The sequence below is a fragment of the Streptomyces sp. NPDC054842 genome (assembly GCF_053611025.1).
Genome location: NZ_JBSGZN010000022.1, coordinates 1 through 24,543 on the forward strand (window position 1 = coordinate 1; position 24,543 = coordinate 24,543).

19 protein-coding genes are annotated in these 24,543 nt (G+C 73.3%); 5 read left to right on the forward strand and 14 right to left on the reverse strand.

The window, feature by feature from the left end; translation table 11 throughout:
• Positions 1-48: 48 nt before the first annotated feature.
• From ACWGIS_RS18675 to lipB, 4 genes are all read right to left on the reverse strand, one after another.
• Positions 49-747: a DUF4191 domain-containing protein gene (locus ACWGIS_RS18675; RefSeq protein ID WP_355790737.1), complete on the reverse strand. Its 699-nt coding sequence runs from the start codon at positions 745-747 to the stop codon at positions 49-51.
• 49 nt (positions 748-796) lie between these two features.
• The gene (locus tag ACWGIS_RS18680; RefSeq protein ID WP_453363529.1) at positions 797-1,000 is read right to left on the reverse strand and encodes an SCO2195 family GlnR-regulated protein; all 204 of its coding nucleotides are present in this window, start codon (positions 998-1,000) and stop codon (positions 797-799) included.
• Between the two features lie 277 nt (positions 1,001-1,277).
• Positions 1,278-2,243, reverse strand: coding sequence for a lipoyl synthase (lipA, locus tag ACWGIS_RS18685; protein ID WP_355790733.1), 966 nt, complete (start codon positions 2,241-2,243; stop codon positions 1,278-1,280).
• Between the two features lie 109 nt (positions 2,244-2,352).
• Complete coding sequence (gene lipB, locus ACWGIS_RS18690; protein ID WP_453363530.1) at positions 2,353-3,150, reverse strand: lipoyl(octanoyl) transferase LipB; 798 nt, start codon at positions 3,148-3,150, stop codon at positions 2,353-2,355.
• A gap of 319 nt (positions 3,151-3,469) precedes the next feature.
• Here lipB and ACWGIS_RS18695 point away from each other — a divergent pair, with 319 nt between their 5' ends.
• Entirely contained in the window at positions 3,470-4,909 is a 1,440-nt protein-coding gene (locus ACWGIS_RS18695) for a regulator (protein WP_453363531.1), read from the forward strand.
• Positions 4,910-4,916: 7 nt separating this feature from the next.
• On the opposite strand, the gene ACWGIS_RS18700 is transcribed toward ACWGIS_RS18695, so the two are convergent.
• Together ACWGIS_RS18700 and ACWGIS_RS18705 are read right to left on the reverse strand one after the other, a co-directional pair.
• The gene (locus tag ACWGIS_RS18700) at positions 4,917-6,320 is read right to left on the reverse strand and encodes an NAD(P)/FAD-dependent oxidoreductase (protein WP_453363632.1); all 1,404 of its coding nucleotides are present in this window, start codon (positions 6,318-6,320) and stop codon (positions 4,917-4,919) included.
• 268 nt (positions 6,321-6,588) lie between these two features.
• On the reverse strand, positions 6,589-7,503 hold the full coding sequence (locus ACWGIS_RS18705; protein WP_453363532.1) for a TIGR01777 family oxidoreductase: 915 nt from the start codon (positions 7,501-7,503) through the stop codon (positions 6,589-6,591).
• A gap of 71 nt (positions 7,504-7,574) precedes the next feature.
• Here ACWGIS_RS18705 and ACWGIS_RS18710 point away from each other — a divergent pair, with 71 nt between their 5' ends.
• Positions 7,575-8,063 carry an N-acetyltransferase family protein gene (locus tag ACWGIS_RS18710; protein ID WP_453363533.1) on the forward strand — a complete coding sequence of 163 codons (489 nt, stop codon included), beginning with the start codon at positions 7,575-7,577 and terminating at the stop codon, positions 8,061-8,063.
• A 102-nt stretch (positions 8,064-8,165) separates the two neighbouring features.
• Here the strand turns inward: ACWGIS_RS18710 and ACWGIS_RS18715 are convergent, their stop codons facing one another.
• The gene (locus ACWGIS_RS18715; protein WP_453363534.1) at positions 8,166-9,350 is read right to left on the reverse strand and encodes a MarP family serine protease; all 1,185 of its coding nucleotides are present in this window, start codon (positions 9,348-9,350) and stop codon (positions 8,166-8,168) included.
• Between the two features lie 739 nt (positions 9,351-10,089).
• On the opposite strand from ACWGIS_RS18715, the gene ACWGIS_RS18720 reads away from it, so the two are divergent.
• Positions 10,090-10,821 (forward strand): peptidoglycan recognition protein family protein, encoded by a 732-nt coding sequence (locus ACWGIS_RS18720; RefSeq protein ID WP_453363535.1) that lies wholly within the window; start codon positions 10,090-10,092, stop codon positions 10,819-10,821.
• A 92-nt stretch (positions 10,822-10,913) separates the two neighbouring features.
• Positions 10,914-11,081 carry a hypothetical protein gene (locus tag ACWGIS_RS18725; RefSeq protein WP_453363536.1) on the forward strand — a complete coding sequence of 56 codons (168 nt, stop codon included), beginning with the start codon at positions 10,914-10,916 and terminating at the stop codon, positions 11,079-11,081.
• A 235-nt stretch (positions 11,082-11,316) separates the two neighbouring features.
• On the opposite strand, the gene ACWGIS_RS18730 is transcribed toward ACWGIS_RS18725, so the two are convergent.
• The 7 genes from ACWGIS_RS18730 to ACWGIS_RS18760 all read right to left on the reverse strand — a co-directional run bounded on the left by ACWGIS_RS18730 (position 11,317) and on the right by ACWGIS_RS18760 (position 22,136).
• Positions 11,317-11,835: a DUF4240 domain-containing protein gene (locus ACWGIS_RS18730; protein ID WP_453363633.1), complete on the reverse strand. Its 519-nt coding sequence runs from the start codon at positions 11,833-11,835 to the stop codon at positions 11,317-11,319.
• Between the two features lie 254 nt (positions 11,836-12,089).
• A complete protein-coding gene (locus tag ACWGIS_RS18735; RefSeq protein ID WP_453363537.1) occupies positions 12,090-13,061 on the reverse strand; it encodes a helix-turn-helix transcriptional regulator in 972 nt (323 codons plus the stop codon).
• Between the two features lie 75 nt (positions 13,062-13,136).
• A complete protein-coding gene (gene aceE / locus ACWGIS_RS18740) occupies positions 13,137-15,839 on the reverse strand; it encodes a pyruvate dehydrogenase (acetyl-transferring), homodimeric type (RefSeq protein WP_453363538.1) in 2,703 nt (900 codons plus the stop codon).
• A gap of 268 nt (positions 15,840-16,107) precedes the next feature.
• Positions 16,108-16,731, reverse strand: a complete 624-nt coding sequence (locus ACWGIS_RS18745) for a GntR family transcriptional regulator (protein ID WP_453363539.1) — start codon at positions 16,729-16,731, stop codon at positions 16,108-16,110.
• A 234-nt stretch (positions 16,732-16,965) separates the two neighbouring features.
• Positions 16,966-18,801: a 2-oxoglutarate dehydrogenase, E2 component, dihydrolipoamide succinyltransferase gene (sucB, locus tag ACWGIS_RS18750; RefSeq protein WP_453363540.1), complete on the reverse strand. Its 1,836-nt coding sequence runs from the start codon at positions 18,799-18,801 to the stop codon at positions 16,966-16,968.
• 88 nt (positions 18,802-18,889) lie between these two features.
• On the reverse strand, positions 18,890-20,278 hold the full coding sequence (gene lpdA / locus ACWGIS_RS18755) for a dihydrolipoyl dehydrogenase (RefSeq protein ID WP_453363541.1): 1,389 nt from the start codon (positions 20,276-20,278) through the stop codon (positions 18,890-18,892).
• 322 nt (positions 20,279-20,600) lie between these two features.
• A complete protein-coding gene (locus ACWGIS_RS18760) occupies positions 20,601-22,136 on the reverse strand; it encodes a leucyl aminopeptidase (protein WP_453363542.1) in 1,536 nt (511 codons plus the stop codon).
• A gap of 329 nt (positions 22,137-22,465) precedes the next feature.
• Between ACWGIS_RS18760 and ACWGIS_RS18765 the strand changes: the two genes are divergently transcribed.
• Positions 22,466-24,505: a hypothetical protein gene (locus ACWGIS_RS18765; protein WP_453363543.1), complete on the forward strand. Its 2,040-nt coding sequence runs from the start codon at positions 22,466-22,468 to the stop codon at positions 24,503-24,505.
• Positions 24,506-24,543: the final 38 nt, after the last annotated feature.

The following is a 24,543-nucleotide window of genomic DNA, read 5'->3' on the forward strand; positions in this document are numbered from 1 at the left end:
GCGCCCGGAGTGGTCCGGGCGCCCTCTTCGCGTTACGTAGGAGGGGTGTCAGCGGGTCTTTCCGCCGCGGGGCATCCGCATGCCCTTGGGCATCGGGCCCTTCGGCAGCGGCATGTTGCTCATCAGGTCGCCCATCGCGCGCAGCCGGTCGTTGGTCGTCGTGACCTGCGGGCCGGTGAGCACGCGCGGCAGCTTCAGCATGGTCGTGCGGAGCCTCTTCAGCTCCACCTGGCCCTCGCCGGTGCCCACGAGCACGTCGTGCACGGGGACGTCCGAGACGATCCGCGCCATCTTCCGCTTCTCGGCGGCCAGCAGGCTCTTCACCCGGTTCGGGTTGCCCTCGGCCACGAGCACGATGCCGGCCTTGCCGACGGCCCGGTGCACCACGTCCTGGCTGCGGTTCATCGCCACCGCCGGGGTCGTCGTCCAGCCCCTGCCGATGTTGTCCAGCACGGCCGCCGCGGCGCCCGGCTGTCCTTCCATCTGCCCGAAGGCCGCACGCTCGGCCCGGCGTCCGAAGACGATCGCCGACGCGAGGAAGGCGAGCAGGAGGCCGAGAATGCCGAGATAGACCGGGTGGCCGATCAAGAAGCCGATCGCGAGAAAGACACCGAGGGTGCCGATTCCGACAGCCGCGAGTACAAGACCGATCTTGGAGTCGGCCTTGCGGGTCATCTTGTAGGTCAGGGCGATCTGCTTGAGTCGCCCGGGGTTCGCAGCGTCCGCTGCGGTTTCCTTCCTCGCCATGCCACGAGTCTACGTGGCCCGGGAAGCGCCGACGACGGCGGTGCCGCCGCTAGGACAGGCGGGGGCCCACGGCCTCTTCGAGGGCGCGCTGGGTCTCGACCCGGTCCTTGGCGCGGCGGCGGTCCTCCAGCACGGAGGTCCAGGCGTTGCGGCGGGCCGTGCGCTGTCCGCTGCTCATGAGCAGCGACTCGACGGCACGCAGTGCGTCGGTGAACGAAGGAATGGCGGTGGCGCGTACGGGCGCGGCCTGCATGATGGTGGTCCCCCCTCGGGACGGCGGCTCTGGCGGAGGCGATACGGTGCGTGGAACCAGGGTCACTGAATGGTGTTACCAGGGCGTGACCGACCGGTCAAACGCCCGTGAAGCCTGGAAGCGGAGGGGCTGAACGCCGACGCGGCCCTGACGGACGCCCTCATCTGCGAGGACGGTCAGAACCGCGTCGAACTGGCCATTTCCGGGCGGCGGTTGCTTGTGCGCGGATTCACACGCGCGCCTGGCACCCCGTGCCACCGCCCCTTTCGGCCGTCTGTCAGACCGCCTGCGAGGCGATGTACGCGCCGCGCTTCTCCACGGCCATCTGGTACAGCCGGCCGGCCCGGTACGAGGAGCGGACGAGCGGGCCCGACATGACGCCGGAGAAGCCGATCTGCTCGGCCTCGTCCTTCAGCTCGACGAACTCGTGCGGCTTGACCCAGCGCTCCACGGGGTGGTGGCGCACGGAGGGCCGCAGGTACTGCGTGATGGTGATCAGCTCGCAGCCGGCCTCGTGCAGCTGCCGCAGCGCCTCGCTGACCTCCTCGCGGGTCTCGCCCATGCCGAGGATCAGGTTCGACTTGGTGACCAGGCCGTAGTCGCGGGCCTCGGTGATGACCTTCAGCGAGCGCTCGTAGCGGAAACCGGGGCGGATGCGCTTGAAGATGCGGGGGACCGTCTCGACGTTGTGCGCGAAGACCTCGGGGCGCGAGGAGAACACCTCGGCCAGCTGGTCGGGCTCCGCGTTGAAGTCGGGGGCGAGCAGCTCGACCTTGGTGCGGCCGGACTCGCGGCCGGCGGTCTGCGCGTGGATCTGGCGGACCGTCTCGGCGTACAGCCAGGCGCCGCCGTCCTCCAGGTCGTCGCGGGCGACGCCGGTGATCGTCGCGTAGTTCAGGTCCATCGTGACGACGGACTCGCCGACCCGGCGGGGCTCGTCGCGGTCCAGCGCCTCGGGCTTGCCGGTGTCGATCTGGCAGAAGTCGCAGCGCCGGGTGCACTGGTCACCGCCGATGAGGAACGTGGCCTCGCGGTCCTCCCAGCACTCGTAGATGTTGGGACAGCCCGCCTCCTGGCAGACCGTGTGCAGGCCCTCGCTCTTCACGAGCTTCTGCAGCGCGTTGTACTCGGGACCCATTTTCGCCCGGGTCTTGATCCACTCGGGCTTGCGCTCGATGGGGGTCTGGCTGTTCCGGACCTCCAGGCGCAGCATCTTGCGTCCGTCGGGTGCGACTGCGGACACGTCCGGCTCCCTACAACTTCGATTCGTCGGCGTACACCAGGGTACGCCCGTGCTGTTTTCGGCCCTGCGTATGGGCAACCTTCGGGTCCGGGGGTGCATTCCCCGGGGGTCAGGCCGAGGCCCGCTCCACCTCGCGCGGCTTGAGCTCCGCGTTCTCCAGGACGTCCCGCAGATGCTTCTCGGCCACCGGCAGGACGTCGGCGATGGTGAGGTCGCGCCCCAGCTCGTACGCGAGGGAGGTGACGCCCGCGTCCCGGATGCCGCACGGGATGATCTTGTCGAAGGACGAGGTGTCCGGGTTCACGTTCAGGGCGAAGCCGTGCATGGTGACGCCCTTGGCGACGCGGATGCCCACGGCGCAGATCTTGCGGTCCTCGCGCCGCTGGCCCGCGTTGGAGGGCGCGTACTCCGGGCCGTCCAGACGGGGGTCGAACTCGTCGTCCGTCAGCCGCGGGTCGAAGTCGAGGGAGAGGCCGCCCGGGGCGGGGCGCCGCTCCACCGGGTCGCCGAGGACCCAGACGCCGGCCCGGCCCTCGACCCGGCTGGTCTCCACGCCGAACTCGGCGCAGACGCGGATCATCGCCTCCTCCAGCCGGCGCAGGTGCGCCACGACGTCCACCGGGCGCGGCAGCTTCTGGATCGGGTAGCCCACGAGCTGGCCGGGACCGTGCCAGGTGATCTTGCCGCCGCGGTCCACGTCGACGACCGGGGTCCCGTCGAGGGGGCGCTCGCTGTCGGCCGTGCGCCGGCCCGCCGTGTAGACGGGCGGGTGCTCCAGCAGCAGGCAGGTGTCGGGGACCTCGTCCAGGAACCGGGCGGCGTGCACGCGACGCTGCTCGTCCCAGGCCGCCTGGTACTCGACGGCCTCCGCACCGAATCCCATCCGGACGAACCGCAACTCACTCACGGCAAGCGCCTTTCTCGAAGCTCCCACGGGCACGGACTGGCGGCGCGCGGGCCACGGGCACCGGGCCGCGCCCCGGGGACGCCCCGCGCGAGACGCGGGGCGAGGCCCGTAAGGCACGAAGCACGCCTACGCCACTGTACGTCCGGCCGGCGTTCGTCAGCCCCGGGGTCAATCCTCACACGATCGGATGAATGAACGCCGAAGTGTGCGACGGCGTGCTCACACACCGCTACATTCTCGCGTTCACGAGGCCATAAGGGCTGCTCACAGGCAATCCGGGCACTTGACGTGCCCGGAAGGCAGGAGACCGCACCGCACCATGACGGAACGACCCGCGCAGCGCACCCCCAACCGACAGCTCGCCGCGCTCATCGCAGAAGCGGGGTTCTCCAACGCAGGTCTCGCCCGTCGCGTGGACCAGCTCGGCCTCGAACACGGCCTCGACCTCAGATACGACAAGACGTCGGTGACCCGCTGGCTGCGCGGACAGCAGCCCCGGGGCACCACACCCGCCCTCATCGCCGAGGTGTTCACGCGCCGCCTCGGCCGGCGGCTCACCGCCCAGGACCTCGGGCTCGACGCCTGTGCGCCCGTGTACGCGGGCCTCGAGTTCGCCGCGAGCCCCGAGGAGGCCGTCGACATCGTCAGCGGCCTGTGGCGCAAGGACTCCGGCAGCCACGCCGAACTGCGCAAGATCGCCTTCACCCCGGCCGGACTCGTCGTCCCCAGCCGGGACTGGCTCATCGGACGCGCCGACGACCGGGTCGGCCGCGGCGAACCGGCCGCCCTCCGCGTGCCCGTGCAGGGCCGCCCCGCGGTGCCGCGCCAGCGCGGGACGGCCGAGCGCGGACCCGGCCAGCGGGTCACCGGCGGCGACATCGCGGCCCTGCGCTCCGTCGGCGAGCTGTTCAGGTCGCTCGATCACGCGTACGGCGGCGGCCACGCCCGGCAGGCCCTCGTGCGCTACCTGGAGCACGAGGCCGAGCCGATGCTGCGCGGCAGCTACGGCGAGCAGACCGGCCGCCGCCTCTTCGCGGCCGCCGCCGACCTCACCCGCCTCGCGGGCTGGACCTCGTACGACATCGCCGCGCACGGGCTCGCCCAGCGGTACTTCGTCCAGGCGCTGCGCCTCGCCCAGGCGGCCGGCGACCGGGCCTACGGGTCGTACGTGCTCGTCACGATGAGCCGGCAGGCCGTCTACCTCGGCCACGGGCGCGAGGCCGTCCAGCTGGCGCGGGTGGCGCAGCAGGGCGTCGGCTCCGCCGCCCCGCCGGTCATGCAGGCCATGCTGCACTCCGTCGAGGCGCGGGCACACGGCGTCCTGGGCGAGGTGCGGGCCTGCACCGCCTCCCTGGTGCGCGCCGAGCGGGCGTTGGAGGCGGCCCGGCCCGCCGACGAGGTCCCGCCCTGGGCGCGCTTCTTCGACGAGGCGCAGCTCGCCGACGAGTTCGGGCACTGCCACCGCGACCTCCAGCAGTACCGGGCCGCGGCCCAGCACGCCGAGCGCTCGCTCCAGCTGCGGGCGCCCGCGTACGCCCGCAGCCGGCTGTTCTGCCGGGTCGTGCTCGCCACCGCCCGGCTGGCGCTCGGCGAACTCGACCAGGCCTGCCAGCTGGGGGCGGAGGCGGCCGGACAGGCGGCGGAGATGCGGTCGGTGCGGGCGGTCGAGTACGTACGCGACTTCGAACGCCGGCTCGAACCGTACCGGGACGCCGCTCCCGTCCGGGGGTACCGGGACCGGGTGTCCGCCCTCGGCTGAGCCGCGCTCAGGCCGCCGTCCGCAGTGGCTTCTCCAGGGGGGCGGGCCGCACGCCCAGGTCGGTGAGCAGCGCCCGGGCGGCCCGGCGGCCCGAGCGCAGCGCGCCCTGGACCGTGCTCGTGCCGCGGTGGTCGCCGCACACGTACAGGCCGGCCAGCAGGCGCACCGGACGGCGCAGGTCGTGCGGCGGGGGCATCGCGGGGACCGCCTCGGGATCGTGGTGCACCCCGAGGAGCTCCCACCGGCGGGTCGACGTCCCGTAGAGGCGGGCCAGTTGGGCACGGACGGCCCTGTCCAGCTCGGCGGCGGGCGGCGGGGTGCCCAGCACCGTCGAGGTGACGAGGGCGCGGCCGGCCGGTGCCCGGGTCGGGTCGACCCGGCTGATCACCGCGGTGTGGGAGACCGGGCCGCTCCGGTCGGCGTCCAGGAGCAGCGCCGGTTCGCCGAGCGGGGGCTCGTCGGCGGTGTGGTGGACGACGGTGACCGGATGGAAGGCGGGGACCCGCAGCCCCGGCAGGAGACCGGCCGCGGCGCGCGCCCCGGTGGCCAGCAGCAGGGAGCGGCAGCGCAGTTCGCCGTGGTCCCGGGTGGTCACCGACGTCGTGGAGACCGCGGTGACGTGCACGCCGGTGCGGACGGTGCCGGGCGGGAGCGTCGCGGCCAGGAGTTCGGGCAGGGCGTCGGCGCCGCCCTCGGGCACGCACAGCCGTCCGGTCGCGAACGAGTGCAGCGCGAGGTCCGCGCAGCGGCTGGAGGTGGTGAGCGCCGGATCGCACAACAGGGCGGCGAGCAGGGGCCGCAGGAAGCCCTCGACCGTGCGGGGCGGGAAGCCCAGGGCCGACAGGGCCCGCGCGGCCGGGAGTTCGGGACGGCCGAGCAGGGTCTCCGGCGGAGTGGCGGCCAGCCGCGCCAGGGCGGCCCCGAGCCGGGCCTGGTCGACGGGCCGGCCCAGTGGTCCGGCGGGGCGCCCCGCGGTGCCCGGCGGGCCGCCCGGACGGGCGGCCGAGCCCGCGGGCCGTGGGAGCCGGGGGGCGCTCGCCAGGGCGCGCACGACGGTGAGTGCGCCCCTCGCGCTCCGGGGGTTGAGGGGGGCGTACGCCCGGTGGTGCCGTCCCTCGCTGTGCAGCAGGACGCCCGGTGAGAACGACCGCAGGGCCAGGGCGTCCAGGCCCGGGGTGCGGCGCAGTTCGGGATACGAGGTGGACAGCAGCCGGCCCAGCCGGTCCAGGCGGAAGCCGTCCACCTTGTCCGTCGCCATGCGGCCGCCCACTTGCGGGGCGGCCTCCAGCACCGCCGTGGTCAGGCCCGCCCTGGTGAGGTGGTGGGCCGCCGCGAGTCCCGCGGCCCCGGCCCCCACGATCACGACGTCCACGTCCTGCGAGATGTGCGCTTCGCGTGCCGGCTCTAGCACGTGCTCCTCCTGGAGGTCGCGCGGCTGTGGGGACGTCATGCCCCCGACAGGGGCCCGGAATACCCGAGTTCCGGTCGAGATTAGATCCGCCGCCCCGCGAGGCAAGGCCCGCACGGCCCTCGCACGGTGGCACGGGGGAGCACGGGGAACCGGACCCCGGGACGGGTGACGCCGGGTCAGGAGCCATGCGGGAGCAGCGCGGTCGGGAGCGTGCCGCGCGGGGCCGCGGGGTCAGGAGCCGTGCCGCGCGGGGCCGGGGCGTCGCCGGTCAGCGCAGCGCGGAGCGCAGGGCCGCGTCGATCGACGGGAAGGCGAACGCGAACCCGGAATCGAGGAGCCGGGACGGCAGGACGCGCTGGCTGCCCAGGACGTCCCCCGACATCCCGCCGAGCGCCGTCCGCAGCACAGGCGCCGGCACGGCGAAGAGCGTGGGCCGCCGCAGCACCCGCCCCATCGCCTCCGTCACCTCGGCGTTGGTCAGCGGCTCGGGCGCCGTCAGGTTGACCGGCCCGGACAGCGACTCCGTGTCGAGGAGATGGCGCAGCGCGGCCACCTCGTCGTGCAGCGAGATGTAGCTCCAGTACTGGCGCCCGTCGCCCATCCGTCCCCCGAGCCCGGCCTTGAAGAGCGGGAAGAGCCTCGCCCAGGCCCCGCCCTCCTTCGCCACCACCAGCCCGGTGCGGGCGAACACGGTGCGGACACCCGCCTCCCGCGCGGCGCCCGCCGCCTCCTCCCACTCCACGCACACCGACGGCAGGAAACCGTCCCCGGGCGGCGCCGTCTCGTCCACCGCGCGGTCGCCCGTGTCGCCGTAGAAGCCGATCGCGCTGCCGTTGAGGAAGACGCGCGGCGGGGCGTCCAGGGAGGCCGCGGCCTCCGCGAGCGCGGCTGTCCCGAGCACCCGGCTGTCGCGGATCTTCCGCCGGTAGTCCTCCGTCCAGCGCCGCGAGGCGATCCCGGCGCCCGCGAGGTTCACCACGGCGGCGCAGCCGGCGAGTCCGGCCGCGTCGACCCGCTGGGCCGCGGGGTCCCACCGCACCTCGTCCTTCGCGCGGGGCGCCCGGCGCACGATCCGGACCACCTCGTGGCCGTCGGCGGTGAGGGAGCGCGCCAGTGCCGAGCCGATCAGGCCGGACGCACCGGCGATCGCGATGCGGGAGCCGGGAGCAAGCGGTGAGTTCATGGATCCATCCTGCCGGGTGCCCCCGGAAAACACCGGCCGCGCCGCCCGGCCCCCGTCGTACAGTGATCGTCATGCCGGTTCCGCACATACGCCACGCCACCCTCGACGACGAGGAGACGCTCGGCCGACTCGACCGCGTCACCTGGTCCCCGGTGCACGCCGTCCAGCCCCGCCCCCAGCCGCCCTACGAGCCCTTCTACGGCGAGCGGTTCGGCCCCCGGGACCACCTCGTCGCCGAGCTCGGCGGACAGGTCGTCGGCTACATCCGGCTGGGATTCCCGACCCCGCTCGCCTGCAACTCCCACGTCCGGCAGATCCAGGGGCTCGTCGTCGCCGAGGAGGCGCGCGGGGCCGGTGTCGGGCGGGCGCTGCTGCGGGCCGCGCGGGACGAGGCCAGGCGCCAGGGGGCGCGGCGCATCACGCTGCGCGTCCTCGGCCACAACACCCCGGCGCGCAAGCTGTACGAGTCCGAGGGGTTCGCGGTCGAGGGCATCCTGCCGGAGGAGTTCCTGCTCGAAGGCGCTTACGTGGACGACGTGATGATGGGGCGCCGGCTCTGAACCGCCGGTAGGCGCGGGGCTGTACGGGGCGGGCCGCCGCCCGCCCGGCAGCCCGGCCACCGCACCGCCTGGGACGGCGGGTCGGTGGAGGGGGACCGCCGGTCACGAGGTGACCAGGTCGCCCGTGTCCACCGGCGCCGTGGCCCGCGCCGCGCGTCCGGCGTCGCCCGCGATCTCGTCCACCGTCAGGACGTAGCCCGTCCCGTCGTCCGAGGTCGAGCGGGCGAAGACGACGCCGAAGACCTTCCCGTCCGTGGTCAGCAGGGGACCGCCCGAGTTGCCGGGGCGGACCGTCGAGCGGATCGAGTAGATCTCGCGGGTCACCGTGTCCGTGTTGTAGATGTTCTGGCCGGTCGCGTCGATACGGTTCGCGACCGTCGCCGCCTGGAGGTCGAGACCGCCGTCCTGCGGATAGCCCGCGACGACGGCCGAGTCGCCCCGCTCCGCTCCGTCGTCGAAGCGCAGCACCGGTGCGTCGAGGTCCGGCACGTACAGGACGGCGACGTCCTTCTCGGGGTCGAACAGCACCACCCGCGCCTCGTACGCGCGGCCCACGCCGCCCACCCGGACGGTGGGCCGGTCGATGCCGGCCACCACGTGGGCGTTGGTGATGACGTGCCGCGAGGCGTACACGAAACCGCTGCCCTCACGGCCCTGGCTGCCCGAGGCGCCCTCGACCTTCACGGTGCTGCGGCGGGCCGCGTTCGTCGCGCTCGCCGTGACGCTGTCGCCCGAGGGCTCGGGCACACCGGCCGCCGGCTCGTTCTCGAAGGGGTTGAAGACCTGCGGGAAGCCCGCCTCGGTCAGCGCGGAGGTGGCCCGCGAGAACCAGGTCGGCGTGGCGTCCGGCATCGCGTCCTGCACGGCGCCCAGCAGCGCGGAGCCCCGTATCGACTGGGTGACCACGGTGGACGACGAGGCGCCCAGGACGCTCGCGGCGACCCACGCCACCAGCAGCACCGCCACCGTGTTCGCGGCGGCCCCGCCGACACCGTCCGCCACCCGCAGGGGGCCGCCCCGCAGCTCGCGGCGCAGCTTCAGCGCCAGCCGTCCCGCCAGCTCGTGGCCCACCACGGCGGGCATCAGCACCGTCAGGACGGCGGTCACCGTGGCCGCGGGGGTCCCCGCCGTGACCAGGCCCATGATCCACGGCAGGAGCCACACGCCGATGACGGCACCCCCCACGAAACCGGCCAGCGAGACGCAGCCGGCGACCAGGCCACGCCGGTAGCCGGACGCCGCGTAGGCCAGGATCACCAGCGACAGCAGCAAGTCGAGCAGGTCCACGGAGCCGCCTTCCTCTCGGGCCCTGTAGTACGCACGGGGCGGGCCCTGTGATCAGGCACGCGCGTGTGCGGCGCGAGGACCGGCACACGTGCGTGGACCTGTAAAAACGTCCCGGACCGGGACGATGGTTCCACCGGGTGGCACAGCACACGTCGCGGACGGACCGGACTCGGGTGAGGGTGGGGACATGCGTGTCTTCCCCAGAGCGCGGGGGACACGAATACCCGGCGGCGCGCTCCGTCGGACCGCGCGTCACGCGCGGACCGACGGGACGCCTCAGTCACGGGCGGCGCGCCTGCGGGCCGCGGTACGCCGCCTCGGCCTTCCCCGCGCCGACAGCCCGCCCACGGCCCCGCCGCGGCCTCGGCCCGGGCCACCCCCGACACGCCCCGGCCCGGCCGGCCCCCCGCCCGGGCCGCCACCGCCCCCCGGAGCCGGCCGGGTCACGCCCCCGCCTTCAGGAGCCGGCCAGGACGCACCTCCGCCGACCGGAGCCGGCGAGGTCACGCCCTCGCCCCCGGAAGCCGGCCAGAGCGTTCCTCCGTCCGGGCCGCCCCCGCCGGGGGCCGACCGAGTCGCGTCTCCCCCCGAGCCGTCGCCACCGGAGGAGAGCCCGCCGCCCTCCGAGGAGAGCCCGCCGCGCCCCGGGACCGCCCCGGCGGGGCCCGAGGGCGGCGGGCACCGTCCCTGGTCCGCCGGGCGCCCCTTCGACCTGTCCGGGCTCCCGGCACCCGCACGGGTGGCGCTGCTCTTCCTGCCCGGGATCGCCGTCGTCCTGGCACTGGTGCTGGGCACCGTGGGGCTCGGCGGCGGGGAGGACGGCGCCGACCGGCCCGTCGCGGGCCGGGCCGCCGTGGAGCACAAGGCCCCGCGCCCGGCCATCGTGCCGCGCTCACGCTGGTTCGACACCCGCGCGCCCCACCAGCCGCCCCCGCGCTACGACGACCGCATCGCCGCGGTCTTCGTGCACCACACCGACTCGCCCAACGGGTACGACTGCGCCGACACGCCCCGCATCATCCGCTACCTGTACGCGGGCCAGACCGGCGCCCGCCAGTGGGACGACATCGGCTACAACTTCCTGGTCGACCGCTGCGGCACGATCTACGAGGGCCGCGCGGGCGGCGTCGACCGGCCCGTCACCGGCGCCCACACCCAGGGCTTCAACCACCGCACCGTCGGCATCGCCGCCATCGGCACCTTCACGGCGGGCACGCCGGTGCCGCGGGCGATGACCGACGCCATCGCCGCCGTCGCGGCCTGGAAACTCGGCCTCGGCAACGTCGACCCGCGCACCAGGGTGCGGCTCGTGTCCAGCAACGACCTCAGCCGCTTCGAGGCCGGTGCCACCGCGTCCCTGCCCGCGCTGGCCGGCCACAACGCGGGGTTCATGACCAGTTGCCCGGGGGCCGCGCTGACCGCGCGGCTGCCCGCCATGCGGGAGCTGGCCGCCCGCCTCCAGGGCCGGTGACGTCCACACCCGCCGCACAGGCGGCCCAGGGCGGACGCAGAGGCGCGCTCCCTACGCTGCGGGCACGGCGGGGCCGACCGGAGGCGGGGACGATGAGCAGCGGTCGTACACGCGGGACGGGGCGCTGGACGAGCGCCCTGCGCGGCCCGTGGACGGTGATGTGCGCGGTGGTGACGGTCGTGGTGGGTCCGGCGGCGGCCACGGCGTCCGCCCTGGACCGCGCGAACGCGGCACCCCCACTGCACGCCCGGACCCAGTGAAAGCGGCGCCCACGCTGGGGCGCCTTCCCCCTCGCGCAACCGCTCGGCGCCGTGCCCCGCGCGCACCGCTGGACAAGCCGCCCCGCCCGGACGCGGGCCCCCGCTGCACGCCCGAATCAGAGGGCACCCGGTGGTGTAAGCCGCGGACCCCGTGAACGCGGCGCCCGCCGCACGTCCGTTCGCGTAGGCAGCCCGGTCCTACGCGAAAGCGGCCGACCCGGCCTTCACCCCGGGGTCAGTCCTTGAACCGCTCCCACAGCCGGGGGTACCGCTCGGCGAGCCGGCCCTCGTTCTCGAAGTCGACCGGTGTGCCCTCCGGCTCTGCGGGCGCGGGCGGAATGCCCAGGTCGGGGGCGACGACCCCGGTGAGCTGCTCGTACGCCTCGTCCGCCGCGTACCCCAGCTCCTCGCCGTCGCCGTCCACCTCCTCGTCGAAGTCCCCCAGGAGGTCGGCGAGCGAGTCCGGGTCGTGCACCGCGCCCTCGAAGACCTCGCGGCCCTGGCCGATCAGCCAGCAGCGGAAGAAGTCGAAGGCGTCGTCGCTGGCGCCGTCGAGCAGCATCCAGGCGGCGCCCCACAGGTCCCAGCGGTAGGCGCGGTTGTAGCGGGACTCGAAGTGCCGGGCGAAATCCAGGACCGAGTCGGGGTCCAGCCGCAGCAGCCGCTCGACGAGCAGGTCGGCCTGCTCCTCGGGGTCGCCCTCGGCGGCCTCGCGGGTCGCGTCCACCAGCTCCCAGAACTCCGTCTCGTCCATCACGGGTCAAGCATCGGGCCTGGACGGGAGGGACGCACGCGGAGTGCCGCAGATTGTTATGCGCGCACATGCCCACGGTAAGACCCCCGGGCACCTGGGCCTTTGACGCCCCGCACGGCACGGGGCCCGGGCGGGACCCGGCGTCCAGGCGGCCGCCGGCGCAGTACGCGTCAGGGCGGCGGCCGGTCGGCGCCCTGACGGCCGTCATCGACGACGGCACGGGCGCGCCCGCCGCCGCTCCGGCCGCCGAGCGGTCAGCGGTAGAGGGCCGCCAGCCGCAGCGCGTCCGCGGCGAAACGCTCCCGCAGGGAGGCCGGCGCCAGCACCTCGGCCTCCGGCCCCAGCGTCAGGAGCTGCGCGTGCGCGACCTCCTCCGACTCCACCGGGAGGGCGACGGTCACCCGTCCCTGCCCGTCGGGCTCGCCGGCCGCGTCCAGCGCCCGTCTCGCCGACCACGGGTCGACCACGTGCGGCAGCCGCCGCGCCCCGGCCGCCGACAGCCGGACGACGACCTCCGCGCGCAGGATGGACCGCGCGAACTGCGCGGCCCGCTCCGCCCAGAAGCCGGGCAGGTCGAAGCCCTCGTCCCGGACGAAGCGCTCCTGGCCCGCGTCGACGGCCGTGAACCGGTCGATCCGGTAGACCCGGAAGGACCCCGACGCCGGCTCCCGCGCGCACAGGTACCAGACACCCGCCTTCAGCACGAGCCCGTACGGTTCGAGGGCCCGCTCCACCTCGTCCTCGCCGCGCCGGTAGCGCGCGGCGATCCGCCGGTCGTCCCACACCGCGTCCGCGACCGCGGGCAGCAGCTCCGGGGTCTCGGGCTCGCTGAACCAGGCCGGCGCGTCCAGGTGGAACCGCTGCCCCGCCGTCCGGGAGGCGTCCCGCAGGGAGGGCAGCAGCGCGGCGGACACCTTCAGCCGGGCCGCCGACGCGACGTCGTCGAGGCCCATCTCCCTGAGCGCCCCCGGCACCCCGGACAGGAACAGCGCCTCCGCCTCGCTGCGCGCCAGCCCCGTCAGCCGGGTCCGGTAGCCCCCGATCAGGCGGTAGCCGCCGGCCCGCCCGCGGTCCGCGTACACCGGGACACCGGCCTCGGACAGCGCCTGCGCGTCGCGCGTGACGGTCCGCTCGGACACCTCCAGCTCCCGCGCCAGCTCCGCGGCGGTCATCGACGGCCGGGACTGGAGCAGCAGCACCATCTTGATCAGGCGGGCAGCGCGCATGGGTTCATGATGCCGGGCCCCGCCGACGGCGAAGGGGCACGGCTGTCGCCGTGCCCCTTCGTCCGTACCCGGCTCCTACAGGCCGTAGCGCTCCCGCGCCTCCTTCACCGCGGAGGCCTTGACCTCGCCGCGGCGGGCGAGCTGGGCCAGCGCGGCGACGACGATCGACTCGGCGTCGACACCGAAGTGGCGGCGGGCCGCCTCACGGGTGTCGGACAGACCGAAGCCGTCGGCGCCGAGGGAGGACCAGTCCTGCTCGACCCACTGCGCGATCTGGTCGGGGACCTGGCGCATGTAGTCGCTGACGGCCAGCACCGGGCCCTCGGCCCCGTGCAGCGCCTGGCGGACGTAGGGCACCCGCTCCTCGCCGCGCAGCAGCGCCGCGTCGGCCTCCAGCGCGTCGCGCCGCAGCTCGGTCCAGGAGGTCGCGGACCACACGTCGGCGGCCACGCCCCACTCCTCGGCGAGCAGCTTCTGCGCCTTGAGGGCCCAGTGGATCGCCGTACCGGAACCGAGGAGTTGGATGCGCACCGCGTTGGCGGCGGGCGCGAGGCCGGCCGACTCGGCGGTGTTGAAGCGGTAGAGACCCTTGACGATGCCCTCGTCGATGCCGAGGCCCGAGGGCTTCGCAGGCTGCGGCAGCGGCTCGTTGTAGACCGTGAGGTAGTAGAAGACGTCCGAGTCCTCGCCCGGGGCCGCCTCGCCGTACATCCGGCGCAGACCGTCCTTGACGATCACCGCGACCTCGTACGCGAACGCCGGGTCGTACGTCAGCGCCGCCGGGTTGGTCGCCGCGATGACCGGGGAGTGGCCGTCCGCGTGCTGGAGGCCCTCACCGGTGAGCGTGGTGCGGCCGGCCGTGGCGCCGACCAGGAAGCCCCGGCCGAGCTGGTCGCCGAGCTGCCACATCTGGTCGGCCGTGCGCTGCCAGCCGAACATCGAGTAGAAGATGTAGAACGGGATCATCGCTTCGCCGTGCGTGGAGTACGCGGTCGACGCGGCGATGAAGTCCGCCATGGAGCCGGCCTCGGTGATCCCCTCGTTGAGGATCTGGCCGTTCGTCGCCTCCTTGTAGTACATCAGCTGGTCGCGGTCGACCGGCTCGTACGTCTGCCCCTTCGGCGAGTAGATGCCGAGCGAGGGGAAGAGGGACTCCATGCCGAAGGTGCGCGCCTCGTCGGGGACGATCGGCACCCAGCGCCTGCCGGTCTCCTTGTCGCGCACGAGGTCCTTGACCAGGCGGACGAACGCCATGGTCGTCGCCACGTTCTGCGTGCCGGAGCCCTTGTCGAAGGACGTGAACGCCTTGTCGGCGGGGGCGGGCAGCGGCGCGAGCGCGTGCGTGCGGCGGGCCGGGGCCGGACCGCCGAGCGCCGCGCGGCGCTCCTGGAGGTAGCGGACCTCGGGGGAGTCGGCGCCGGGGTGGCCGTAGGGCACCACACCGTCGACGAACTGGCTGTCGGAGATGGGCAGTTCGAGCAGGTCGCGCATCTGCTTGAACTCGTCCGTGGACAGCTTCTTCATCTGGTGGTTGGCGTTCTTCGACGCGAAGCCGGGACCGAGGGTGTGGCCCTTGACCGTCTGGGCCAGGATCACGGTCGGCGCGCCCTTGTGGGACAGGGCCGCCCGGTACGCGGCGTAGACCTTGCGCGCCTCGTGACCGCCGCGCGAGAAGTGGAAGCACTCCAGGATCTTGTCGTCGGACAGCAGCTTGGCCATCTCGACGAGCGCCGGGTCGGCGCCGAAGAAGTCCTGGCGGATGTAGGCGGCGTCGCGCGTCTGGTACGTCTGCACCTGCGCGTCGGGTACCTGGCGCAGCCGGCGTACGAGGGCGCCCGTGGTGTCGAGCCGGAACAGCTCGTCCCAGGCGTTGCCCCACAGCGACTTCACGACGTTCCAGCCGGCGCCGCGGAACTGGGCCTCCAGCTCCTGCACGATCTTGAAGTTGGCGCGGACCGGGCCGTCGAGGCGCTGCAGGTTGCAGTTGATGACGAAGGTCAGGTTGTCCAGGCCCTCGCGGCTGGCGAGTGCGAGTGCCGCCGTCGACTCGGGCTCGTCCATCTCGCCGTCGCCGAGGAACGCCCACACGTGGGACTGCGAGACGTCCTTGATGCCGCGGTTGGTCAGGTAGCGGTTGAAGCGCGCCTGGTAGATCGCGGAGAGCGGGCCGAGGCCCATGGAGACGGTGGGGAACTCCCACAGCCAGGGCAGCCGCCGCGGGTGCGGGTACGACGGCAGGCCGTCGCCGGCGGACTCCTGGCGGAAGCGGTCGAGGTGGTGCTCGGTCAGCCGGCCGTCGAGGAAGGCGCGGGCGTAGATGCCGGGGGAGGCGTGGCCCTGGATGTAGAGCTGGTCGCCGGACCCGTCACCCTCCTTGCCCTTGAAGAAGTGGTTGAAGCCCGTCTCGTAGAGCCAGGCGGCGGAGGCGAAGGTCGCGATGTGGCCGCCGACACCGTGTTTCGCGCCGCGCGTCACCATCGCGGCCGCGTTCCAGCGGTTCCACGCGGTGATGCGTCGCTCCATCTCCTCGTCGCCGTCCACGGTGGGCTCGGCGGAGGTGGGGATGGTGTTGACGTAGTCGGTCTCGAGGAGCTTGGGCAGCGCCAGGCCGTTGCCCTCGGCGCGCTCCAGGGTGCGGCGCATCAGGTACGCGGCACGGTGCGGCCCGGCCGCCTGGGTGACGGCGTCCAGGGAGGCCTGCCATTCGGCGGTCTCCTCGGGGTCGCGGTCCGGGAGCTGGTCGAGCTCGCTCGGCTGGATTGCGGTGGGGTCGGTCATTACGCCGCCTTCCTCAGTCGAAGGGGGTTCCCTCATCGGCAAGGGTTCGGGGGTGCCCTAGGTCTTTGGCAGGACAGGGCGTGGGGCCTCGGTGGAAGCCCGTCGGTGACTGTAACTCCCTGATCGATGATCGATCAAAGGGTAGCGAGAGAAAACCTCTTCGAATCGGCAAAGTCGGCACCCGGTGCCTTCAGCGCAGGCACCGGGTGCCTTGAAATCGAAGGTTCTCGCAGGTCGGAGCACGTCTGAGCGAGGGCACGCACATCCGTCACGGGCGGGGCGCGCAGCCCAGTACATGGGCCTTGACGAGGTCCGCGATCAGCGGGTCGCGGCGGCGGAAGGCGTCCACGAGGGCCTCGTGCTCCTCGGCGTAGGACTGCTGGACGGTGCCGAGCCAGCGGATCGACAGCGCCGTGAACACCTCGATGCCGAGGCCCTCCCAGGTGTGCAGCAGCACGGAGTTGTCCGCGGCGCGCACCAGCTCGCGGTGGAACCCCACGGTGTGCCGCACCTGGCCGGTCCCGTCCGCGTTGCGGTCGGCCTCGTACAGGGCCGCGACGTGCGGTTCCAGGGCCGAGCAGTCCTCGGCCAGCCGCGCGGCCGCCAGCTCCGCCGCGATGGCCTCCAGGCCCGCCCGGACCGGGTAGCTCTCCTCCAGGTCGGCGGCGGTCAGGTTCCGTACCCGGACACCCTTGTTCGGCGCCGACTCGATCAGCCGCAGGGACTCCAGCTCGCGCAGCGCCTCACGGACCGGCGTCTGGCTGACCTCCAGCTCGGTGGCGATGCGCCGTTCGACGATCCGCTCGCCCGGCTTCCAGCGACCGCTCACGATCCCCTCCACGATGTGCTCGCGGATCTGTTCGCGCAGCGAGTGGACGACGGGCGCGGTCATGAGAGCTCCTTTGGAACGCGCGGGCCCCGAGGGCGTTGACGTCTAGACAATAAGGCCGTGCCGCTGCGGGGGAGAGGCGCACGGGGGCGCTTTCGCGCAGGTGAGACGAGACTTACACGCGGTGACCGGCCGGCCCGCACCGCCGGTCCGGCGGGGACCCGGGACCACGGGGCGGCAGCACGGCGCCCCCGCCCGGAGAGCTCCGGACGGGGGCGCCGTACAAGCGGATGCGGACTACAGGCCGAGCTCGACCTCGAACTCGCCCGCCTCCAGGATCGCCTTGACCGCGGTCAGGTAGCGGGCCGCGTCGGCGCCGTCCACCAGACGGTGGTCGTAGGAGAGCGTCAGGTACGTCATGTCGCGGATGCCGATGACGGTGCCCTCGGCGGTCTCGATGACCGCCGGACGCTTGACGGTGGCGCCGATGCCCAGGATGGCGACCTGGTTCGGCGGCACGATGATCGTGTCGAACAGCGCACCGCGCGAGCCGGTGTTGCTGATCGTGAAGGTCGCGCCGGACAGCTCGTCCGGAGTGATCTTGTTGGCCCGGACCTTGCCCGCCAGCTCGGCGGTGGCCTTGGCGATGCCGGCGATGTTCAGGTCGCCCGCGTGCTTGATGACCGGGGTCATCAGGCCCTTCTCGGAGTCCACCGCGATACCGATGCTCTCGGTGTCGAAGTAGGTGATGGTGCCCTCGTCGACGTTGATCCGGGCGTTCACGGCCGGGTGGGCCTTGAGCGCCTGGGCCGCGGCCTTGACGAAGAACGGCATCGGGGACAGCTTGACGCCCTCGCGGGCGGCGAAGGAGTCCTTGGCCTGGTTGCGCAGGCGCATCAGGCGGGTGACGTCGACCTCGACGACCGAGGACAGCTGGGCCTGCTCGTGCAGGGCCTTGACCATGTTGTCGCCGATGACCTTGCGGATGCGGGGCATCTTGACGGTCTGGCCGCGCAGCGGGGAGGCCTCCAGCGCGGGGGCCTTCGGGCCGGCGGGGGCGGCGGCCGCGGCCGGAGCCGGGGCGGCGGCCTTCGCGGCCTCGGCGGCGGCGATGACGTCCTGCTTGCGGATGCGGCCGCCGACGCCGGTGCCCTTGACGGAGGACAGGTCGACGCCGTTCTCGGCGGCGAGCTTGCGCACCAGCGGGGTCACGTACGCACCCTCGTCACCGGAGGTCGCGGCGGGCGCCGGGGCCGGGGTGACGGGAGCCGGGGCCGGGGCGGGAGCCGCCGGGACCGGGTCGGGCGCGGGGGTGGTCTGCTGCTGCGGCGCGGGAGCCGACGGCGCCTGCGGGGCGGCCGGAGCCGGGGCCGGAGCGGCCTGGGCGGGAGCCGGAGCCGGGGCGGGCTCGGCGGGAGCCGGAGCCGGAGCCGGGGCGGGCTCGGCGGCCGGGGCCGCGGGGGCCTCGGCGGGGGCCGCGGCCGGAGCGGCGCCGGGCGCGCCGATGACGGCGAGCTTGGCGCCGACCTCGGCGGTCTCGTCCTCGCCGACCACGATCTCCAGGAGTACGCCGGAGGCGGGCGAGGGGATCTCGGTGTCGACCTTGTCCGTGGAGACCTCGAGCAGGGGCTCGTCCTCGGAGACCTCCTCGCCGACCTCCTTCAGCCAGCGGGTGACGGTGCCCTCGGTGACGGACTCGCCCAGCGCGGGCAGGACCACGTCGGTGCCCTCGGCGCCGGAGCCGCCGGTGGCGGCCTCGGCGGTCGGGGCGGGCGCGGGCGCGGCCTGCTCGGTGGACGGGGTGGCCTGCGGGGCCGGCTCGGGGGCGGCCTGGGGCTCGGGGGCGGCCTCGGGCTCGGGCTCGGCGGCCGGAGCGGCGGCGGCGGGCGCGCCCGTGCCGTCGTCGATGACGGCCAGCTCGGCGCCGACCTCGACCGTCTCGTCCTCGGCGACCTTGATGGAGGCGAGCACACCGGCGGCGGGGGAGGGGATCTCGGTGTCGACCTTGTCGGTCGACACCTCCAGCAGCGGCTCGTCGGCCTCGACGCGCTCGCCCTCGGCCTTCAGCCAGCGGGTGACGGTGCCCTCGGTGACGCTCTCGCCGAGCGCCGGAAGGGTTACGGAAACCGGCATGGTTTCTGTTGCTCCTTACGAATGTGCGGAAGTCTGTGGTCGTCGCGCCCGGGTGCGACGCAGTGACGGATCGGCCTCGGGCGGCTGATCAGTCGTGGGAGTGCAGCGGCTTGCCCGCGAGAGCCAGGTGAGCCTCGCCGAGCGCCTCGCTCTGCGTCGGGTGGGCGTGGATCAGCTGGGCGACCTCGGCGGGCAGCGCTTCCCAGTTGTAGATCAGCTGGGCTTCGCCGACCTGCTCGCCCATACGGTCGCCGACCATGTGGACGCCGACCACGGCACCGTCCTTGACCTGGACGAGCTTGATCTCGCCCGCGGTCTTGAGGATCTTGCTCTTGCCGTTGCCCGCGAGGTTGTACTTCAGGGCGACGACCTTGTCCGCACCGTAGATCTCCTTGGCCTTGGCCTCGGTGATGCCCACGGAGGCGACCTCGGGGTGGCAGTACGTCACCCGAGGCACGCCGTCGTAGTCGATCGGAACGGTCTTCAGACCGGCCAGACGCTCCGCCACCAGGATGCCCTCGGCGAAGCCGACGTGCGCGAGCTGGAGCGTCGGGACCAGGTCGCCGACGGCGGAGATCGTCGGCACGTTCGTGCGCATGTACTCGTCGACCAGGACGTAGCCGCGGTCCATCGCGACGCCCTGCTCCTCGTAGCCGAGGCCCTGCGAGACCGGGCCGCGTCCGACGGCGACGAGGAGGACCTCGGCCTCGAACTCCTTGCCGTCGGCCAGGGTGACCTTGACGCCGTTCTGGGTGTACTCGGCCTTCGAGAAGAAGGTGCCCAGGCTGAACTTGATGCCGCGCTTGCGGAACGCGCGCTCCAGCAGCTTGGAGGAGTTCTCGTCCTCGACCGGGACGAGGTGCTTGAGGCCCTCGATGACCGTCACGTCGGTGCCGAAGGACTTCCACGCCGAGGCGAACTCGACGCCGATGACGCCGCCGCCCAGCACGATCGCCGACTGCGGGACGCGGTCCAGCACGAGCGCGTGGTCCGAGGAGATGATGCGGTTGCCGTCGATCTCCAGGCCCGGCAGCGACTTCGGCACGGAGCCGGTCGCGAGCAGCACGTGGCGGCCCTGGACACGCTGGCCGTTGACGTCGACGGAGGTGGGGGAGGAGAGGCGCCCCTCGCCCTCGATGTACGTCACCTTGCGGGAGGCGATGAGACCCTGCAGACCCTTGTAGAGGCCCGAGATCACGTCGTCCTTGTACTTGTGGACGGCCGCCATGTCGATGCCCTCGAAGGTGGCCTTCACACCGAACTGCTCGCTCTCGCGCGCCTGGTCGGCGATCTCACCGGCGTGCAGCAGAGCCTTGGTGGGGATGCATCCGTTGTGCAGGCAGGTGCCGCCGACCTTGCCCTTCTCGATCAGGGCGACGTCCAGGCCCAGCTGCGCCCCGCGCAGGGCCGCGGCGTAACCGCCGCTACCGCCGCCGAGGATCACTAGGTCGAAAACGGTGCTGGCGTCGTTCGCCACGTCACGTCCTCCATGCATGTGCGCCTACGCCGGCACCGTGGTCCCTTGCGGGTGGTTGACCGGTCGGTCGGCTGGTGTCCGGCCGCTCTTCTTCGGCCCTGTGGTGGGGGCCCTGTCCTGCCGAGAACCCATCTTCGCACTTGTCGGACGGAGGCGGGACGCCGGGCCGGGGTGTGAGACGTCTGTTCCATCACGTGCGAGGGGTGGGACTGCGTACGAATGTACGGATTTCGTCGAGGGCGCCGTCTGTGTGCACCCGGACGGCGCCCGGACGGACGACCGAGCCCCGGGCCGGACGGCCCGGGGCTCGGTCGGGCGGGCCTCAGCCCAGGTCGCCCGCCGCCGTCAGCTCGGCGAGGCGGACCAGCGTGCGGACCGCGGAGCCGGTGCCGCCCTTCGGGGTGTAGCCGAAGGGGCCCTGCTCGTTGAAGGCGGGGCCGGCGATGTCCAGGTGCGCCCAGGTGATGCCCTCGCCCACGAACTCCTGGAGGAACAGGCCGGCCACCAGGCCGCCGCCCATCCGCTCGCCCATGTTGGCGATGTCGGCGGTGGGGGAGTCCATGCCCTTGCGCAGGTGGGCGGGGAGCGGCATCGGCCAGGAGTCCTCGCCGACCTCCTCCGCGGCCTCCACGATCGCGGTGCGGAACGCGTCGTCGTTGGCCATCACGCCGAACGTGCGGTTGCCGAGGGCCAGCACCATGGCGCCGGTCAGGGTCGCCACGTCGACGATCGCGTCGGGCTGCTCCTCGGACGCCTTCCACAGGGCGTCGGCGAGGACCAGGCGGCCCTCGGCGTCCGTGTTGAGGACCTCGACGGTCTTGCCGCTGTACATGCGCAGCACGTCGCCGGGACGGGTCGCGGAACCCGAGGGCATGTTCTCGGCGAGCGCCAGCCAGCCGGTGACGTTCACCTCCAGGCCGAGGCGCGCGGCGGCGACGACGGCGGCGAAGACCGCCGCGGCACCGCTCATGTCGCACTTCATCGTCTCGTTGTGGCCGGCCGGCTTCAGGGAGATGCCGCCCGAGTCGTACGTGATGCCCTTGCCGACCAGGGCGAGGTGCTTCTTCGCCTTGGAGCTGGTGTACGAGAGCTTGACCAGGCGGGGAGCGGCGGCGGAACCGGCGCCGACGCCGAGGATGCCGCCGTAGCCGCCCTTGGCCAGGGCCTTCTCGTCGAGCACCTGCACCTTGATGCCGTGCTCCTTGGCCGCGGCCTGCGCGACGGCCGCGAAGGCCTCCGGGGTCAGGTCGTTCGGCGGGGTGTTGATCAGGTCGCGGGCGCGGTTCAGCTCCTCCGTGACGGCGACGGCACGCTCGACGGCGGCCTTGTACGCCTTGTCGCGGGGCTTGCCGCCGAGCAGCACGATCTCGGCCAGCGGCGCCTTGCCGTTGCCCGCGGCCTTGCCGCCCTTGGCCGAGCCGTTCTCCTTGTAGGCGTCGAAGGAGTACGCGCCGAGGAGCGCGCCCTCGCCGACGGCACCGGCGTCGGCCGGGTCGGCCAGCGGCAGAGCGAAGGCGGCCTTCTTGGTGCCGGCCAGCGCGCGGGCGGCGGCACCGGCGGCGCGGCGCAGGGACTCGGCGGTGTGGGCCTCGTCCTTCTCCGGCAGGGCGCCCAGGCCGACCGCGACCACCACGGGGGCCTTGAAGCCGGACGGCGCGGGCAGCTTCGTCACCTCGCCCTCGGCACCCGAGGCGCCGAGGGTCTGGAGGACGTCGGCGAGCCTGCCGTCGTACGCCTTGTCCACGGCCTCGGCGCCCGGGGCGACGACCGGGCCCTTGGCGCCCTTCGCGACACCGACCACGATGGCGTCGGCGCGCAGACCGGACGCCGCGGAGGTGCTGAGAGTGAGAGCAGTCACGGTGGTGAAATCTCGCTTCCGTTGAAATGTGGACGGTCGAGCGGGGGTGGGTCGACCGAGCCTGTGCAACAGACCCTAGATCGGTGGGGGGCGGCCGCTCGGACCGGGCCCGGTGGTGCCGGGGTCGAGCCTACGCGCGGGCCGGGCTTTCGCTCATTTCTGCGGCCGTTCACTCCTCAGTGGCGTCATGGCCACTTGTCGCCCCCGATGCTCGTGACCTGGGACACACTCGTCGCGTTCCGGTGAGCGGCCCACCCGCCGCTTTGCATCATTTCCACGGATCCTCCTCGGAGCGAGCACATGGGGATCTTTTCTGGGGGAGGACGAACATGGCGCGAATCGCGCCCCGATGGAGAAACACGACGGCCGCCCTGGCGGCCGCCGGTCTGCTGGTGACGGGCCTGGGGGCGGCGCCCGGAGCCTCGGCGGCGGCCGAGCCGCGCATCGACCTCAAGGTCCTGCTCGTGGACAACGGCGACAGCCCCGTCCAGGCCATCGCCGCCGAGCTCAAGAGCACCGGCGTCCCGTACACCACGGTGAACCTCAACGACCCGAACCGTCCGACGATCGACGCGGCCTTCCTGAGCGACACGGTGGGCGGCACGCCGCGCGCCCGCTACCAGGGGGTGGTGCTGCCCAACGAGGCCCCGTTCGGCGCCGGTTCCGCCGAGCAGACCGCCCTGGAGGCGTACGAGAAGACCTTCGGCATCCCGCAGGTCGACGCCTACACCTGGGCCCACCCGGAGGTCGGCCTGGAGTACACCAGCGACGGCGGCTACAGCGGCAGCCTCGACGGCCGGGAGGCGGCCGTCACCACGGCGGGGCAGGCGGGGCCCTTCGGCTACCTCGACGGGCCGCTCACCTTCGAGGACAACTCCGCCGACACACCCGAGAGTTACGGATTCCTGGCGAAGCCCCGGGCCGGCTTCACCAGCTACGTCGACACGGCCGTACCGGAGGGCACCGGACGCGCCAGCCTCGTCGGCGAGTACGCCCACGACGGCCGCCGCGAACTCGTGGTGACCTTCGCCTACAACCAGTACCAGCAGCAGTTCCGCGTCCTCGCCCGCGGCATCGTCGAATGGCTGACCCAGGGCATCCACCTCGGGCGCAGCCGCAACTCCTTCGCCGTGCACGTCGACGACGTCTTCGCGCCCGACGCCCGCTGGGACACCGAGCGCAACTGCACCCCGGGCGACCTCGACTGCGTCGGCGGCGACGGGGAGGAGACCACCACCCCGGTCCGGATGACGGCGGCCGACGCCTCCTACGCGGCCCAGTGGCAGCAGTCCAGCGGCTTCACGCTCGACATGGTCTACAACGCCGGCTCGGGCGAGGAGTGGAAGAGCGAGCACGGCGGCACCGACGCCCTCACCGACAAGCTGCTCGCCGACCGGGCCAAGTACCGCTGGATCAACCACACCTACACCCACGCCTTCCTCGGCTGCGTGCAGGACACCACGACGGTGCCCTGGACGTGCGCGAAGAACGCGGACGGCTCGGTCCGGTACATGAGCCGCTCCGACATCTCGGCGCAGATCCGCGACAACCACGCCTGGGGCGTCGCCAAGGGCCTGCCGCTCGACCGCACCGAGCTGGTGACCGGCGAGCACTCGGGCCTCAAGACGCTGCCGCAGCAGCCCGCCGACAACCCGAACCTGGCCGGAGCGCTCTCCGACAACGGCATCAAGTGGACGGGCTCGGACAACTCCCGCGAGCCCGAGCAGCGCCCCGTGGGCGGCGCGCTGACCGTGCCCCGCCACCCGATGAACGTGTACTACAACGTGGGCACCGGCGCCGAGATGACCGACGAGTACAACTGGGTCTACACGTCCAGGGCCGACGGCGGCAGCGGCGTCTGCGAGGACAACCCCACGTCCACCTGCATGCCGGAGCCCCTCGACACGGCCACCGGCTACGCGTCGTACATCGTCCCGCAGGAGGCGCGCACCGCCCTCGGGCACGCCATCTCCAACGACCCGCGACCGCACTACGTGCACCAGTCCAACCTGGCCGAGGACCGGCTGCTGTACCCGGTCCTGGACAAGGTGCTCGCCGGTTACCGGGCGCTGTACGCCGACAACGCCCCGCTGGAGAACCCCCGGCAGAGCGCGATCGGCACCGAGCTCAAGCGCCGCGCCGACTGGCGGACCGCCGTCGCGAACGGCAAGGTCACCGCGTACCGCGTCGGCCGGACCGTGACCGTCAGCGCCCCGTCCGGGACCCAGATCCCGGTGACCGCGCCCGAGGGCACCAGGAAGCAGATGCTCCTCGGCACCAGCGTGTTCGGGACGCCGTACGCGGGCAGGCGCTCGGCCTGGACCACACCCGAGGCTCTGCAGGCCGCCCTCAAGCTGACGCTGCCTTAGCCCGGCGGCCCAGCAGCACGACGGCGCGGCGTGCACCC

Bases quoted from the DNA above. Each gene is read 5' to 3' on its own strand.
- aceE (WP_453363538.1), bottom strand. From the start codon at position 15,839: ATGACCGACCCCACCGCAATCCAGCCGAGCGAGCTCGACCAGCTCCCG.
- ACWGIS_RS18735 (WP_453363537.1), bottom strand. From the start codon at position 13,061: ATGCGCGCTGCCCGCCTGATCAAGATGGTGCTGCTGCTCCAGTCCCGG.
- ACWGIS_RS18765 (WP_453363543.1), top strand. From the start codon at position 22,466: ATGGCGCGAATCGCGCCCCGATGGAGAAACACGACGGCCGCCCTGGCG.
- ACWGIS_RS18695 (WP_453363531.1), top strand. From the start codon at position 3,470: ATGACGGAACGACCCGCGCAGCGCACCCCCAACCGACAGCTCGCCGCG.
- ACWGIS_RS18705 (WP_453363532.1), bottom strand. From the start codon at position 7,503: ATGAACTCACCGCTTGCTCCCGGCTCCCGCATCGCGATCGCCGGTGCG.
- ACWGIS_RS18675 (WP_355790737.1), bottom strand. From the start codon at position 747: ATGGCGAGGAAGGAAACCGCAGCGGACGCTGCGAACCCCGGGCGACTC.
- ACWGIS_RS18730 (WP_453363633.1), bottom strand. From the start codon at position 11,835: ATGGACGAGACGGAGTTCTGGGAGCTGGTGGACGCGACCCGCGAGGCC.
- ACWGIS_RS18725 (WP_453363536.1), top strand. From the start codon at position 10,914: ATGAGCAGCGGTCGTACACGCGGGACGGGGCGCTGGACGAGCGCCCTG.
- ACWGIS_RS18710 (WP_453363533.1), top strand. From the start codon at position 7,575: ATGCCGGTTCCGCACATACGCCACGCCACCCTCGACGACGAGGAGACG.
- ACWGIS_RS18745 (WP_453363539.1), bottom strand. From the start codon at position 16,731: ATGACCGCGCCCGTCGTCCACTCGCTGCGCGAACAGATCCGCGAGCAC.
- sucB (WP_453363540.1), bottom strand. From the start codon at position 18,801: ATGCCGGTTTCCGTAACCCTTCCGGCGCTCGGCGAGAGCGTCACCGAG.
- ACWGIS_RS18680 (WP_453363529.1), bottom strand. From the start codon at position 1,000: ATGCAGGCCGCGCCCGTACGCGCCACCGCCATTCCTTCGTTCACCGAC.